The following is a 15,195-nucleotide window of genomic DNA, read 5'->3' as shown; positions in this document are numbered from 1 at the left end:
ACTAAAACCAATCCAATTCGACGACACATTGCGTCTTATTAACGAGCGCAACGCTCCCTAAACTGGCTGCCATCTTTTCCTATACTCAGCGGGTCGCTTCCCGCCGAGTCGCCAGTAAGGTCAGCCATGAGCATTCCGTCCAGCACCTTCAGCAAGACCAATCGCCACCCGCCGGCAAACGGTAAGAAACCCATCACCATCTTCGGCCCGGATTTCCCGTTTGCCTTTGATGACTGGATCGAGCACCCGGCTGGCCTGGGCAGCATCCCCGCCGCCAACCACGGCGCCGAAGTGGCGATCGTCGGCGCCGGGATCGCTGGCCTGGTGGCCGCCTACGAGCTGATGAAGTTGGGCCTCAAGCCGGTGGTGTATGAAGCCTCGAAGATGGGCGGGCGCCTGCGCTCCCAGGCTTTTGAAGGCGCGGAAGGCATCATCGCCGAGCTGGGCGGCATGCGTTTTCCGGTGTCGTCCACGGCGTTCTATCACTACGTGGACAAGCTGGGCCTGGAAACCAAACCCTTCCCCAACCCGCTGACGCCGGCGTCCGGCAGCACGGTGATCGACCTCGAAGGCCAGACCCACTACGCGCAAAAGCTTGCCGATTTGCCGGTGTTGTTCCAGGAAGTCGCCGACGCCTGGGCCGATGCGCTGGAAGCCGGTTCGCAGTTCGGCGATATCCAGCAGGCCATCCGCGACCGGGACGTACCGCGCCTCAAAGAGCTGTGGAATAAGCTGGTGCCGCTGTGGGACGACCGCACCTTCTACGACTTTGTCGCCACCTCCAAAGCGTTCGCCAAGCTGTCGTTCCTGCACCGCGAAGTGTTTGGCCAGGTCGGCTTCGGCACCGGCGGCTGGGACTCGGACTTCCCCAACTCGATGCTGGAAATCTTCCGCGTGGTGATGACCAACTGCGATGACCATCAGCACCTGGTGGTCGGCGGCGTCGCCCAGGTGCCCATGGGCATCTGGCGTCATGTGCCGGAGCGTTGCGCCCACTGGCCGGCGGGCACCAGCCTCAGCTCGTTGCACCGCGGTGCGCCACGCGCCGGGGTCAAGGCGATTGCCCACGCGGCCGACGGCCGTTTCGCCGTCACCGACAACTATGGCGACACCCGCGAATACGCCGCCGTGCTCACCACTTGCCAGAGCTGGTTGCTGACCACCCAAATCGAATGCGACGAAACCCTGTTCTCGCAAAAGATGTGGATGGCCCTGGACCGCACGCGCTACATGCAGTCATCAAAAACCTTCGTGATGGTCGACCGCCCGTTCTGGAAGGACAAAGACCCGGAAACCGGCCGCGACCTGATGAGCATGACCCTCACCGACCGCCTGACCCGTGGCACCTACCTGTTCGATAACGGCGACGACAAGCCCGGCGTGATCTGCCTGTCATATTCGTGGATGAGCGACGCGCTGAAAATGCTCCCGCAGCCCATCGACAAACGCGTGAAGCTCGCCCTCGACGCGTTGAAAAAGATCTACCCGAAAGTTGATATCAAGGCGCGCATCATCGGCGACCCGATCACTGTGTCGTGGGAAGCCGACCCGCATTTCCTCGGTGCCTTCAAGGGCGCGCTACCTGGGCACTATCGCTACAACCAGCGTATGTATGCGCACTTTATGCAGAAAGACATGCCCGCCGAACAACGTGGGATTTTTATCGCCGGCGATGACGTGTCCTGGACCCCCGCGTGGGTCGAAGGCGCGGTGCAAACCTCGCTGAATGCGGTGTGGGGCATCATGACCCACTTCGGCGGCAGCACTCACCCCGAGAACCCGGGGCCGGGTGATGTATTTGACGAAATCGGCCCGATCGCCCTGGCCGATTAAGGAGTTGCACATGCGCGTCGCCCTTTACCAATGCCAGCCTATGCCGCTGGATGTGGCCGGCAACCTCAAGCGCCTGCATCAGTTGGCGCACGAGGCGTGCGGCTCTGCCGATTTGCTGGTGCTGCCGGAGATGTTCCTCAGCGGCTACAACATCGGCGCAGAGGCGGTGGGCGCCCTGGCGGAGGCGCAGGATGGGGACTCGGCGCAGGCGATTGCCGAACTGGCGAAAAGCGCCGGCCTGGCGATTCTGTACGGTTACCCGGAGCGCGCCGACGACGGTCAGATCTACAATGCCGTGCAGTTGATCGATGCCCAGGGCCAGCGCCTGTGCAACTACCGCAAGACCCATCTGTTCGGCGATCTGGACCACTCGATGTTCAGCGCCGGGGGCGATGATTTCCCACTGGTGGAGCTCAATGGCTGGAAGCTCGGATTGCTGATCTGCTACGACCTGGAGTTCCCCGAAAACACTCGGCGCCTGGCCCTGGCAGGCGCCGAGCTGATTCTGGTACCCACGGCCAATATGGTGCCGTTCGACTTTGTCGCCGACGTGACCGTGCGGGCGCGGGCCTTCGAGAACCAGTGCTACGTGGCCTACGCCAATTACTGCGGGCACGAAGGCGAAATCCAATATTGCGGGCAAAGCAGCATCGCCGCGCCAAACGGCCAGCGCATCGCCCAGGGCGGCCTGGATGAAGCCTTGATCGTCGGCACGCTGGAGCGCCAAACGATTACCGACGCCCGCGCCGCCAACCACTACCTGCAAGACCGTCGCCCCGAGCTCTACGGCGCGCTGCACAAGCCCTGATCCAGCCGGTTTGTTAACATGGCCACTTCCTACGTTTCGGAAGTGCCCATGCCTGCGCCGGCCCACCCTCATCACCTTCACATGACCCTGGCCAACGGCCTGCAGGTTTCCCTGCGCCATGCGCCGCGCTTGAAACGCAGTGCGGCAACTTTGCGCGTGGCTGCTGGCAGTCATGATGTGCCGCTGGCGTGGCCGGGCCTGGCCCATTTTCTTGAGCATCTGTTGTTTCTGGGTACCGAACGCTTTCCTACGAACGAAGGCCTGATGACCTACGTGCAACGTCACGGCGGCCAGGTGAATGCCAGCACCCGCGAGCGCACCACGGATTTCTTCTTCGAGCTGCCGGTATCGACCTTCGCCGCTGGGCTGGAGCGGCTGGCAGACATGCTCACCCACCCGCGCCTGAGCCTGGAAGACCAACTGCGCGAGCGCGAAGTGCTGCAGGCGGAGTTTGTCGCCTGGTCCCAGGATGCCAAGGCGCAAGAGCAAGTCGCCCTGCTGGAAGGGTTGGCGGCCGATCACCCGTTGCGCGGCTTTCACGCTGGTAACCGCGACAGCCTGCCGGTGGAGCGTGAGGATTTTCAGCAAGCGTTGCAGGAATTCCACACGCGCTTCTATCAGAGCGGGCAGATGACCTTGAGCCTCGCAGGCCCGCAGCCATTGGCAGAACTGGAAGCCCTGGCGCAGCAGTTCAGCCAGGCATTGGCCTCCGGCCCTTACCACCCACAAGCTGCCCCGCCGGCACTGATGCCAGGTCAGGCACGCACCTATCAACACAGCGCCAGTAACCATTTGCACCTTGTATTCACCGGTGAAGCCCCCCGTGAAGCCGTCGACTTCCTCTGCATCTGGCTCAACAGCTCGGCGCCGGGCGGGCTGCTGGCTGAACTGAAAACCCGGAAGCTGGCGACTGCTGTGCAGGCGAGCGTGCTGTACCACTTCGCCGGGCAAGCGTTGCTGGATATCGACTTTTCCCTCGACACCCAAGGCGATTCGGCGACGCAGATCGAAGCGTTGCTGTACGACTGGTTGAGCTTTTTCGCACATAGCGATTGGAGAACTCTGCGCGAGGAGTTCGCTTTGCTGAACGCGCGCCAACAGCAGGTCCAAGGCGCTTTAGCATTGGCCCGAAACGCCACCGAAGACTTGTCGGAACAAAGCATCGTCGCCCTCAAGTCCCTGCTGGACGCGCTGCAACTGCCGCCTTCCCGGCACGCGTGGCAGCTACCCTCGCCCAACCCGTTCCTGCGCCCACCCGCCAAGGACGAACGCGCCGGCCTGATTCGCGGCCAAACCAGCGCCCATCGCGGGTTGCGCACCTTTGCCCAGGATCGCTCGCGAGGCCGGCGAGAGCTGCCCGCGCTGACATTCAGCCAAGCCCTGTCGGATAGCGCCGATGAAGGCGCGCTGTACCTGCACTGGCGGTTTGATGCTCCCGCACCCACAGGCCTTGAAAGCCGGTTACAGCCATTGCGCGAGCAGGCCCGTCAGGCGGGTGTGGAATTGTCTTTCGATGCAATCGGCAATGACGGACTGGTGAAATTGGTCGGGCTGCAAGAACCCATGCCCGCGGTGCTGGAAGCACTGGCGCTGAGCTTGAATCAGCCGCACGCAACGCCCCTCACCCAGACACCGATGATCGCCATCCGGGAACTGCTCAAGGCGTTGCCCGCGTGCTGTGCCGGGGTTATCCCCGACGCCGGCGAGGCTTCGTGGGCCACTGCACGCTGGCAGGGGCTGGGGGCCGGTTTCTCCTCTGCCATGGAAGCGGCGATCAAAACAGCCGCCGCACGCCTGCCCGGGCAACCCGCGAGCTTTCAGCCCGAATACCCGAGCCTTGGCGAGCAACGCCTCTGGCACACAGTGAAGACAGACTCCAGCGACGCCGCCTTGTTGCTGTTTTGCCCCACGCCCAGCAAATCCCTGGCGGACGAGGCCGCCTGGCGACTACTCGGACACGTGCTCCAAGGGCCGTTCTACCAACGCCTGCGCGTCGAGTTGCAATTGGGCTACGCGGTGTTCAGCGGCGTCCGACAAATCAACGGGCAGACCGGTCTGTTGTTTGGCGTGCAGTCGCCTGACGTTTCCCTGGAAGGGATCATCGATCACCTGCAAACCTTCCTGAAGCAATTGCCAGCGCTGATGGACGGCAATGAAGACTTGGGCAACCAGGCCCTTGCGCAACAGTTCGCAATACACGCCTTGCCCATCGCCCAAGCGGCCGAGTTGCTGTGGCAGGCGCACCTGGCGGGCCATCCGTCGGATTACCTCGCGCAGCTGCAAAAGGCGATCCACGCCTGTTCACGGGAAGATATGCAGCACGCAGCCCAACAACTGAACGCCGCTGCAGGCGGCTGGCGCCTCCTCGCCAACGGCCCGCGCATCAACGATTCCTGGCAGGCGGCCGGCTGATCATTGCCGCCCCTGCAAAAGGCTTTTTCCATCAAGACAGCGCTAACTTGAAAAGAATTGCGTAACATTCCCACGCACACCTCTGAACATCTCCGACTGGAGGTGGACTATATGTATTGCTTGGTAGTGAACGTCCCATCCCTTGGTAGGAGTAAGAATATGACCTGGTCCAAACCTGCTTACACAGATCTGCGCATCGGTTTCGAAGTCACCATGTACTTCGCCAGCCGTTAATCCGCTGGGTAATACAACGCCTCGGTTCGCCCGGGGCGTTTTTGTTTTGAGCTTTGCTTGGGAGCTACCATGTTTGTCCAGATTCTAGGTTCCGCCGCCGGCGGTGGTTTCCCGCAGTGGAACTGCAACTGCGTGAACTGCGCAGGTTTTCGTGACGGCAGCCTGCGGGCGCAGGCGCGTACCCAGTCGTCCATCGCGATTTCCGACGACGGCGTGAATTGGGTGCTGTGCAATGCCTCACCGGATATCCGCGCGCAGCTGCAAAGCTTTGCACCGATGCAGCCCGGCCGTGCCCTGCGCGATACCGGCATCAGCGCGATCATCCTGATGGACAGCCAGATCGACCACACCACCGGCCTGCTGAGCCTGCGCGAAGGCTGCCCGCACCAGGTGTGGTGCACCGACATGGTCCATGAAGACCTGAGCACCGGCTTCCCACTGTTTACCATGCTCACCCACTGGAACGGCGGCCTGGCCTGGAACCGCATCGAGCTGGACGCCAGCTTCACCATCCCGGCCTGCCCCAACCTGCGCTTCACCCCGCTACCGCTGCGCAGCGCCGCGCCGCCCTACTCGCCGCACCGCTTCGACCCACACCCGGGCGACAACATCGGCCTGATCGTCGAAGACCTGCGCACCGGCGGCAAACTCTTCTACGCCCCGGGCCTGGGCAAGGTCGACGCGCCGTTGCTGGAGATCATGGCCGGCAGCCACTGCCTGTTGGTGGACGGCACAATGTGGGATGACGACGAGATGCAACGCCGTGGCGTCGGCACCCGCACCGGCCGCGAAATGGGCCACCTGGCGCAGAATGGCCCCGGTGGCATGCTCGAAGTGCTGGAACAGTTGCCCGAGCAGCGCAAGGTGCTTATCCATATCAACAACACCAACCCGATCCTCGATGAAGATTCCCCCGAGCGAGCGGAACTGGTGCGGCGCAATGTCGAAGTGGCTTACGACGGCATGAGCATCGAATTGTAGGAGCAGCCGAAATGACTGACACACCGTTGACCACCACCGAATTCGAAGCCGCCTTGCGCGCCAAGGGCGCCTTCTACCATATCCATCACCCGTATCACGTGGCGATGTACGAAGGCCGCGCCAGCCGCGAGCAGATCCAGGGCTGGGTCGCCAACCGCTTCTACTATCAGGTGAATATCCCGCTCAAAGACGCGGCGATCCTGGCCAACTGCCCGGACCGCGAGATTCGTCGCGAATGGATCCAGCGCCTGCTCGACCACGACGGTGCGCCGGGCGAAGACGGCGGCATCGAAGCCTGGCTGCGCCTGGGCCAGGCGGTCGGCCTCGACCCGGACCAGCTGCGCTCGCAAGAATTGGTACTGCCGGGCGTACGGTTCGCGGTAGACGCCTACGTCAACTTCGCCCGTCGCGCCAGTTGGCAGGAGGCCGCCAGCAGCTCGCTGACCGAGCTGTTCGCGCCGCAGATCCACCAGTCGCGCCTCGACAGCTGGCCGCAGCATTACCCGTGGATCGACCCGGCCGGTTACGAATATTTCCGTACCCGCCTGGGCCAGGCCCGTCGCGATGTGGAGCACGGCCTGGCGATCACGCTGGCGCACTACACCACCCGTGAAGGCCAGGAGCGCATGCTGGAAATTCTCCAGTTCAAACTCGACATCCTGTGGAGCATGCTCGATGCCATGAGCATGGCCTACGAACTAAAACGCCCGCCGTATCACAGCGTGACCGACCAGCGGGTGTGGCATAAAGGGATCCCCCTATGAGCTTTGATCGCAGCAGAACACCGACCTGGCGCCCAGGCTATCGCTACCAGTACGAGCCTGCGCAAAAGGGCCATGTGTTGCTCTACCCCGAGGGCATGATCAAGCTCAACGACAGCGCCGCGTTGATCGGCGGCTTGATCGACGGCGAGCGCGACGTGGCGGCGATCATCGCCGAGCTGGATAAGCAATTCCCCGGCGTGCCTGAGCTGGGTGATGATATCGAGCAATTCATGGAGGTCGCCCGTGCTGAGCACTGGATCACCCTTGCCTGAAAAGCCGGCTATCGGTTTGCCGCTGTGGCTGCTGGCCGAGCTGACTTACCGCTGCCCGTTGCAGTGCCCGTACTGCTCCAACCCGCTGGATTTTGCCGAGCAGGGCAAGGAGCTGAGCACCGAGCAGTGGATCAAGGTGTTTCGCGAAGCCCGCGAGATGGGCGCCGCGCAGCTGGGGTTTTCCGGCGGTGAGCCGCTGGTACGCCAGGACCTCGCCGAACTGATCGCCGAGGCGCGCAAACTGGGGTTCTACACCAACCTGATCACCTCCGGCATCGGCCTCACCGAGCAGAAGATCAGCGACTTCAAGAAAGCCGGCCTGGACCACATCCAGATCAGCTTCCAGGCCAGCGACGAACAGGTGAACAACCTGCTCGCCGGCTCGAAAAAAGCCTTCGCGCAAAAGCTGGAAATGGCCCGCGCGGTAAAGGCGCACGGCTACCCGATGGTGCTCAACTTCGTGACCCATCGGCACAATATCGACAAGATCGACCGCATCATCGAGCTGTGTATTGCGCTGGAAGCGGACTTCGTCGAACTCGCCACCTGCCAGTTTTACGGCTGGGCGCAGCTCAATCGTGTGGGGTTGCTGCCGACCAAGGAACAGCTGGTGCGCGCCGAGCGCATCACCAACGAATACCGCGCCAAGCTCGAAGCCGAAGGGCATCCGTGCAAGCTGATATTCGTGACACCGGATTACTACGAGGAACGCCCGAAAGCCTGCATGAACGGCTGGGGCAGCATCTTCCTTACGGTCACGCCGGACGGCACCGCCCTGCCCTGCCACGGCGCCCGGCAGATGCCGGTGCAATTTCCCAATGTGCGCGACCACAGCATGCAGCACATCTGGTACGACTCGTTCGGCTTCAACCGCTTTCGCGGCTACGACTGGATGCCCGAGCCGTGCCGTTCCTGCGACGAAAAAGAAAAGGACTTCGGCGGCTGCCGCTGCCAGGCTTTCATGCTCACGGGGGATGCGAGCAACGCCGACCCGGTCTGCAGCAAGTCCGAGCAGCACGGCATCATTCTGCAAGCGCGCGAAGAGGCCGAACACGCCACCCAGACCATCGAGCAACTGGCCTTTCGCAATGAGCGCAACTCACGGCTCATCGCAAAAGGCTGAAGGTAACGCGGTCTAAATGTGGGAGGGGGCTTGCCCCCGATAGCGGTGGTTCAGTGAGTGCATGTGCTAACTGATACCCAGCCATCGGGAGCAAGCCCCCTCCCACATTTGAAAGCCTCAGCGCTTGGCGATGATGTACACCGCGTGGATGATGCCGGGGAAGTAACCGCACAGGGTCAGCAGGATATTCAGCCAGAACGCGCCGGCGAAACCCACTTGCAGGAACACACCCAGTGGCGGCAGCAGAATAGCGATGATGATACGAATGATGTCCATGGGTCAGCTCCAAAAAATCGGCTCGTGTGAGCCGTGTAGCTAATCGACCCTGGCCGTTCGTGAGGGTTCAGTGGAATCTGGCACTGGGCCATCCTGAAATGAACAGACAAAAAAACGCCCCCAGCCAAAAGAATCAGGCTGGAGGCGCCGCGTATGCCGCGAGACGGTTCAAGAAATCGGGGGTTAAACGGCGATGCCCTTGCGGCATTGCAGTTGTGCGGTGCGCACGCGGGAGAAGGCGCGGGCCAGGCGCAGGAGCATTTCGTCGATGTTGCTTTTGCTCACCGTCAGCGCGGGAGTGAAACGCAGGCCGTTGGGTTGCGGGGCGTTGAGGATCAGGCCTTCGTGCAGCGCAGCTTTTACCACCGCATCTGCAGAATCATCCGACAACGTGAGGCCCCACATCAGACCGTGGCCGCGCAGTTGGCCGTGGTCGTAGCGGTAGGCCAGGCGGGCGAGGCCTTCGCCCAGGTAAAGGCCGGATTCACGTACCTGGTCGAGGAAGCCGTGCTCCAGCACCGTATCGAGTATCGCCAGGCCGGCCGACGCCATCAGTGCGTTGCCATGATGGGTGCCTTCCAGGTCGCCCACCTCAAAGCAGCAGGCGGTGCCCCGCGCCAGCAGCGCCGCCAGCGGTACGCCACCGCCCAGGCCTTTGCCGAGGGTGATGATGTCGGCCCGCACGCCGTATTGCTGTTCGGCAAGCAGAGTGCCGCAACGGCCGACGCCGGTTTGGACCTCGTCGAAAATCAGCAGGATGCCCAGCTCACGACACAACCGCTCCACACCCTTTAGGTAGTGCTCGGTCGCGGGGATCACGCCGGCTTCGCTTTGGATCGGCTCCAGCAAGATGGCGACGGTTTGTGCATCGACGGCAGCATGCAGCGCCGGCAAGTCGTTAAAGGGCACGTGGCTGAAGCCCGGCAGTTGCGGCTCAAAGCGCGTACTCGCCGACGCGGCCATGGCGGCGAAACTGCGCCCATGGCAGCCACTGCTGGCACTGATGATGCGGTAGGCGCCGCCGCGATGCAGCTGGCCCCATTTGCGCGCCAGTTTGATCGCCGCTTCGCAGGCTTCAGCGCCGCTGTTGAGCAGGTAGGCCTGGTCGCTGCCGGTGCGATGGCACAGGCGCTCGACAAGGTTGAGCTGGGTGCGGTTATGCAGGCCCATCCCGGGGTTGATCAGTGCCTGGGTCTGTTCGCCCAAGGCGTTGATCAGCACCTGCGGACTGTGGCCGAGGCTATTGGCGGCGTTGCCCTGGCTGAAATCCAGGTAGGCGCGGTCATCGCTGTCCCACAACCACGAGCCCTGGCCGCGTACAAACACCTGGGCTGGCTTGGCCACGGTGGGCATCAGCGATTGGCTGGACGGATCCCCCTGCGGCGCATCCAGGATCAGATCGTCAAGGCTCGGGGCGGGGCGACGGAACAGGTTCACAGGCTGCCCCCAATGGCAAGCGGACCTTGGTAGGCCCCCACCGCACACAGTGCCTTGAGGTTTTTTGTGTTGCCTATGTAAATGCCATCAACATAAACGCTATTCATTGCCCGATCCGGCCCTGTAAGCCCTGCGAATAGGCGCTAGACTAGGCGTCCCGGGGGCCAACAGCCATTTCGATTTTCCAGCTTTTTCGATAAGTAAGTCTTATGGATTTCAAGCAACTGCGTTATTTCGTCGCGGTGTATGAAGAGGGCCACGTAGGCCGCGCGGCGGAGCGCCTGTCGATCTCCCAACCGGCCTTGTCCCAGCAGATTCGCCAACTGGAGCAGAACCTGGATGTGAGCCTGTTCGAGCGCAGCAGCAAGCGCCTGTTGCCGACCCTGGCCGCTCACACCTTGTACAACCATGCCTTGCCGCTGATCGATGGCATGCAGCAGGCCGTCGAAGCCTTGCGCAACTTCAAGGGTCAGGCCATGCGCACCTTGGCCATCGGCGTGCTGCAAACCGTGCACACCAGTTTGGTGCCGCAAATGCTTGAGCGCGTGCGCAAGGCGCAGCCGCACTTGGTGGTGCAGATCTACGAATTGACCGGGCTTGAGATTGAACGGCGGCTGCTCAATGGCTCGCTGGACATCGGCATCAGCTACCTACCGCCTCGCCAGCCGGGGCTGACCGGTGCGCTGCTGTATGAGGATGAGTTGAAGGTGGTCATCCCCGAGGACCATCCCCTGCGGGAATTCAAGAAAGTCTCGCTGAAGCAGGCGGCCGAGTTACCGATGTTGCTACTGGGGGAGGAGTTTCAGGTGCGCCAGATCTGGCAAGGGCAGTTGGCCAACCTCGGGCGTCGGCCGCAGGTGCAGGCGGAGCTGAACACCATGGCGGGGATCCTCGACAGCCTGCCCCACACCAAGCTCGCCACCGTATTGCCGGGCCGTTCCCAGGATGAACACAACAGCAAGGCGTTGCTATGGAAACCCTTGAGTGAACCCCGGGTGCCGCTGAAAGTCGGTTTGGTGTGCCGCGATGTGCAGCGCCAGCAGGCGACGGTGGCGTTGCTGCGCACCTTGCTGGAAGACGTGATGAATGCCCCGCAGGCAAGCGCCTGACTTTTTCGCGGGCAAAAGAAAACCCCGCCGAAGCGGGGCTTTGCAGACTGTTTCCCTGACATCCATTTCACTCCGCCATCCTGGCAGAATCCTACGTGTCCCTGTTGTTGCTTTGCGCTTCCTGCGCGACGTCCATGTGAAGTAGATTATCCGTGGATCCAATTTGGCGATAGAGGACGAATAGCAGCACGTGATGTAAGAGAATGCTTACACGGCCTCCAAGCCCTTAGAACAGTGCCTCATCGAGCAAAAACAGCGATTCGCTACCGGCTTTTACCGACCCACTCAGCGAATGAATACGCGGCAACAGGCGCGCAAAGTAGAAGCGCGCGGTGCCCAGCTTGCTGGCGTAGAAGTCTTCCTCAGCCTCTTTGCCCAACGCGGCCTTGGCCATGCGCGCCCACATATAGGCATAGGCCATGTAGCCAAAGGCGTGCAGGTACTCCACCGAGGCGGCGCCGATTTCATTCGGGTTGGTCTTGGCGCGGTCCAGCACCCAGGCAGTCAATTCGTCCAGGTCATCCACCGCCGCGCTCAGCGGCTTGGTGAACTCGGCCAGCTCGGCACCTGAGGCCGCGATGAACTCGCGGATCTCGTCGGCAAACAAGGTGTAGAACGCGCCGCCGCTGCCGACGATCTTGCGTCCCATCAAGTCCAGCGCCTGGATGCCGTTGGTGCCTTCGTAGATTTGCGTGATGCGCACATCACGCACCAGTTGCTCCTGGCCCCACTCGCGGATGTAGCCGTGACCGCCAAACACTTGCTGGCCAAGCACGGTGGTTTCCAGGCCCAGGTCACTGAGAAACGCTTTGGCCACCGGCGTCAGCAACGCCACCAGGTTGTCGGCGCGCTCGCGGGCCGCCGGGTCTTCGCTGAACTTGGCGATGTCCAGTTGCGTCGCCACGTAGGTGGAGAACGCGCGGCCGCCTTCGTTGGCAGCTTTCATGGTGAGCAGCATGCGGCGCACGTCCGGGTGCACGATGATCGGGTCGGCGACTTTGTCCTTCGCCTGGGCGCCTGTCGGCGCGCGGCTTTGCAGGCGGTCGCGGGCGTACTCGATGGCGTTCTGGTAAGAGCGCTCGCCGGACGCCAGGCCCTGAATGCCAACCCCCAGCCGCTCGTAGTTCATCATGGTGAACATGGCCGCCAAGCCACGGTTGGGCTCGCCCACCAGGTAACCCACGGCGCCGTCGAAGTTCATCACGCAGGTGGCGGAGGCCTGGATACCCATCTTGTGTTCGATGGAGCCACAGCTCACCAGGTTGCGCGCGCCCAGGCTGCCATCGGCATTGACCATGAACTTCGGCACCAGGAACAGCGAGATACCCTTCGGCCCCGCCGGCGCGTCCGGCAGCTTGGCCAATACCAGGTGGATGATGTTGTCGGTGAGGTCGTGTTCGCCACCGGTGATGAAGATCTTGGTGCCGCTGATGGTGTAGGACCCGTCCGCCTGAGGCTCGGCCTTGGTGCGGATAATCCCCAGGTCGGTGCCGGCGTGCGCCTCGGTCAGGCACATGGAACCGGCCCACTCGCCGGAATACATCTTCGGCAGGTAGGTGGCTTTCAGCTCTTCGCTGGCGTGGGTGTTGATTGAAACGCAGGCGCCGGACGTCAGCATCGGGTACAGGCCAAACGCTAGGCTCGAGGAGTTGATCATTTCTTCAACCTGGGCCGACACCGCCTTGGGCATGCCCATGCCGCCGAAGATCGGGTCGCCGCCGACACCCACCCAGCCACCTTCGGCGTAGGTTTTGTAGGCCTGTGGATAACCGTCCGGGGTGAACACCGCCGTGTTGTCCCAGCGGCAACCCTGCTCATCGCCACCACGGCTGATGGGGGCGATGGATTTTGCAGTGACCTTGCCGGCCTCTTCGAGGATTGCCTCTACCGTTTCGGCGTCAACGGTGTCTGCCAATGCCGGCAATTGGGCCCAAGTGGTGGCGACCTCAAAAACTTCGTTGAGGACGAAGCGCATATCACGCAGCGGCGCTTTGTAATCAGCCATGGCAAACCTCGTGAGAACGTGAAAAGTAATTCGGTAGGGTCGGTTTTACAGGCTCCGAGTGTACCCGAACAACTTTTCAGACACATAGGGTCCACTTGTGACTGATTGGTATTTTTAAGTCATCACAAGGCAAATGCCTCCGCCGGCAGACTCATCAGGCATTCGCTGCCCGCCTCCACGGCCGCGCGATGGGTTGCCGTGCGCGGCAGCAGGCGCTTGAAGTAGAACTCGCAGGTGGCCAGCTTGGCCTTGGCGAACTCGACATCGTCATGGCTTTGCGCGGCGATGGCCATGCGCAGCCACAGGTAGGCGAGGATGATGTAACCGCTGTACATAAGGTAATCCACGGCGGCGGCGCCGACTTCGTCAGGGTTTTTCATCGCGGCCATACCGACCTGGGTGGTCAGCTCGCCCCATTCCTTGTTCAGCGTGTTGAGCTGCGCCACGTAACCCTTGAGCTGCGGATGCTCGGCATTCGCCTCACAAAACTTATGCACGATTCTGGTAAACCCGCGCAGCAACTTGCCCTGGCTGCCCAGCACCTTGCGCCCCAGCAGGTCGAGGGCCTGGATGCCGTTGGTGCCTTCGTAGATCGGCGCAATTCGCGCGTCGCGGGCCAGTTGCTCCATGCCCCATTCGCGAATGTAACCGTGGCCGCCGAACACTTGCATGCCGTGGTTGGTCACCTCCAGGCCGGTGTCGGTCATAAAGGCTTTGCAGATGGGCGTGAGGAACGCCAGCAGGTCTTCGGCTTCCTGGCGTTGCGTGGCGTCGCTGCCCAGGTGCGCGGTGTCGAGCAGTTGCGCGGTGAAGTAGGTCAGCGCGCGGTTGCCTTCGTTGAAGGCTTTCATGGTCAGCAGCATACGGCGCACGTCGGCGTGCACGATGATCGGGTCGGCGGCTTTTTCCGGGGCCTTGGCACCGGTGAGCGAGCGCATTTGCAGGCGGTCGTTGGCGTACTTGATCGCGCCCTGGAAGCTCGCTTCGCCATTGCACAGGCCCTGCATGCCGGTGCCCAGGCGCGCGTGGTTCATCATGGTGAACATGCAGTTGAGGCCTTTGTTCGCCTCGCCAATCAGGAAGCCTTTGGCGCCATCGAAGTTCAGTACACAGGTGGCCGAGCCCTTGATGCCCATCTTGTGTTCGATGGAGCCGCAGTGCACCGCGTTGCGCTCGCCCGAATCGGCGTGGAACTTGGGCACGATAAACAACGAAATCCCCTTGGTACCCGCCGGCGCGTCCGGCAGCTTGGCCAGCACCAGGTGGATGATGTTGGCGCTCATGTCGTGCTCGCCGGCCGAGATGAAGATTTTGCTGCCGGTGAGCGCGTAGCTGCCGTCCGCCTGGGGCACGGCGCGGGTCTTGATCAGACCCAGGTCGGTGCCGCAGTGGGCTTCGGTGAGGCACATGGTGCCGGTCCACTCGCCGGCGGTGAGTTTGTTCAAGTAGGTGGTTTTCTGCTCGTCGGTGCCGTGGGCGTGGATCGCCGACATGGCGCCGTGGGTCAGCCCTGGGTACATGCCCCAGGAGGTGTTGCTGGAGCCGATCATCTCGCTGAGCACCAGGCCCAGGGATTGCGGCAAACCCTGGCCGCCGTAGGCCGGGTCGGCTGCCACGCCGTGCCAGCCGCCCTCCACGTACTGGGCGAAGGCTTCCTTGAAGCCTTTGGGCGTGGTGACCACGCCGTTATCGAAATGGCAACCTTCTTCATCGCCGCTGCGGTTGAGCGGCGCGAGCACGTTTTCGCAGAATTTGGCGCCTTCTTCGAGGATCGCCGCCACCATGTCCGGGCTGGCGTCCGTGGCGCCCAGGGCGGCGTAGTGGCCGTGGAAATCAAACACGTTGTCGATCAGAAAGCGCATGTCGCGCAGGGGAGCTTTGTATTCAGGCATGACAGTTTCTCCGGCAGCAGATGGTTCCAACCTACTGCCGGCGGCTGCC

Annotated in this window: 13 protein-coding genes; 9 read left to right on the top strand and 4 right to left on the bottom strand. The window is 62.4% G+C overall.

Going from position 1 to position 15,195, the window contains the following annotated elements; all coding sequences use genetic code 11:
* Positions 1-126: 126 nt before the first annotated feature.
* The 8 genes from AC0IYH_RS24090 to pqqE all read left to right on the top strand — a co-directional run bounded on the left by AC0IYH_RS24090 (position 127) and on the right by pqqE (position 8,427).
* Positions 127-1,833 (top strand): NAD(P)/FAD-dependent oxidoreductase, encoded by a 1,707-nt coding sequence (locus AC0IYH_RS24090; RefSeq protein ID WP_116626696.1) that lies wholly within the window; start codon positions 127-129, stop codon positions 1,831-1,833.
* Positions 1,834-1,843: 10 nt separating this feature from the next.
* A complete protein-coding gene (locus AC0IYH_RS24085) occupies positions 1,844-2,641 on the top strand; it encodes a carbon-nitrogen hydrolase family protein (RefSeq protein WP_471836548.1) in 798 nt (265 codons plus the stop codon).
* 48 nt (positions 2,642-2,689) lie between these two features.
* Positions 2,690-5,053, top strand: a complete 2,364-nt coding sequence (pqqF, locus tag AC0IYH_RS24080; protein ID WP_471836591.1) for a pyrroloquinoline quinone biosynthesis protein PqqF — start codon at positions 2,690-2,692, stop codon at positions 5,051-5,053.
* Positions 5,054-5,212: 159 nt separating this feature from the next.
* Positions 5,213-5,287: a pyrroloquinoline quinone precursor peptide PqqA gene (gene pqqA / locus AC0IYH_RS24075; protein WP_003194766.1), complete on the top strand. Its 75-nt coding sequence runs from the start codon at positions 5,213-5,215 to the stop codon at positions 5,285-5,287.
* A gap of 69 nt (positions 5,288-5,356) precedes the next feature.
* Positions 5,357-6,268, top strand: a complete 912-nt coding sequence (gene pqqB / locus AC0IYH_RS24070) for a pyrroloquinoline quinone biosynthesis protein PqqB (RefSeq protein WP_471836546.1) — start codon at positions 5,357-5,359, stop codon at positions 6,266-6,268.
* A gap of 11 nt (positions 6,269-6,279) precedes the next feature.
* Positions 6,280-7,032 carry a pyrroloquinoline-quinone synthase PqqC gene (gene pqqC, locus AC0IYH_RS24065; RefSeq protein WP_122774682.1) on the top strand — a complete coding sequence of 251 codons (753 nt, stop codon included), beginning with the start codon at positions 6,280-6,282 and terminating at the stop codon, positions 7,030-7,032.
* Positions 7,029-7,304 carry a pyrroloquinoline quinone biosynthesis peptide chaperone PqqD gene (gene pqqD / locus AC0IYH_RS24060; RefSeq protein ID WP_101273278.1) on the top strand — a complete coding sequence of 92 codons (276 nt, stop codon included), beginning with the start codon at positions 7,029-7,031 and terminating at the stop codon, positions 7,302-7,304. Before pqqC ends, pqqD begins: the two co-directional genes overlap by 4 nt.
* The gene (gene pqqE / locus AC0IYH_RS24055) at positions 7,297-8,427 is read left to right on the top strand and encodes a pyrroloquinoline quinone biosynthesis protein PqqE (RefSeq protein ID WP_095185055.1); all 1,131 of its coding nucleotides are present in this window, start codon (positions 7,297-7,299) and stop codon (positions 8,425-8,427) included. Before pqqD ends, pqqE begins: the two co-directional genes overlap by 8 nt.
* A 117-nt stretch (positions 8,428-8,544) precedes the next feature.
* Here pqqE and AC0IYH_RS24050 read toward each other — a convergent pair whose 3' ends face one another.
* Positions 8,545-8,703: a YqaE/Pmp3 family membrane protein gene (locus AC0IYH_RS24050; protein WP_010207008.1), complete on the bottom strand. Its 159-nt coding sequence runs from the start codon at positions 8,701-8,703 to the stop codon at positions 8,545-8,547.
* Positions 8,704-8,886: 183 nt separating this feature from the next.
* On the bottom strand, positions 8,887-10,140 hold the full coding sequence (locus tag AC0IYH_RS24045; RefSeq protein ID WP_471836544.1) for an aspartate aminotransferase family protein: 1,254 nt from the start codon (positions 10,138-10,140) through the stop codon (positions 8,887-8,889).
* A 209-nt stretch (positions 10,141-10,349) separates the two neighbouring features.
* On the opposite strand from AC0IYH_RS24045, the gene AC0IYH_RS24040 reads away from it, so the two are divergent.
* A complete protein-coding gene (locus tag AC0IYH_RS24040; RefSeq protein WP_116626703.1) occupies positions 10,350-11,249 on the top strand; it encodes a LysR family transcriptional regulator in 900 nt (299 codons plus the stop codon).
* A 226-nt stretch (positions 11,250-11,475) separates the two neighbouring features.
* Here AC0IYH_RS24040 and AC0IYH_RS24035 read toward each other — a convergent pair whose 3' ends face one another.
* Positions 11,476-13,254 (bottom strand): acyl-CoA dehydrogenase C-terminal domain-containing protein, encoded by a 1,779-nt coding sequence (locus AC0IYH_RS24035; RefSeq protein WP_471836542.1) that lies wholly within the window; start codon positions 13,252-13,254, stop codon positions 11,476-11,478.
* Between the two features lie 122 nt (positions 13,255-13,376).
* Positions 13,377-15,146 (bottom strand): acyl-CoA dehydrogenase C-terminal domain-containing protein, encoded by a 1,770-nt coding sequence (locus AC0IYH_RS24030; RefSeq protein ID WP_471836541.1) that lies wholly within the window; start codon positions 15,144-15,146, stop codon positions 13,377-13,379.
* Positions 15,147-15,195 lie beyond the last annotated feature (49 nt).

The organism is Pseudomonas sp. AC463 (assembly GCF_979253585.1).
This window is presented reverse-complemented; position numbering and strand designations above follow the sequence as displayed.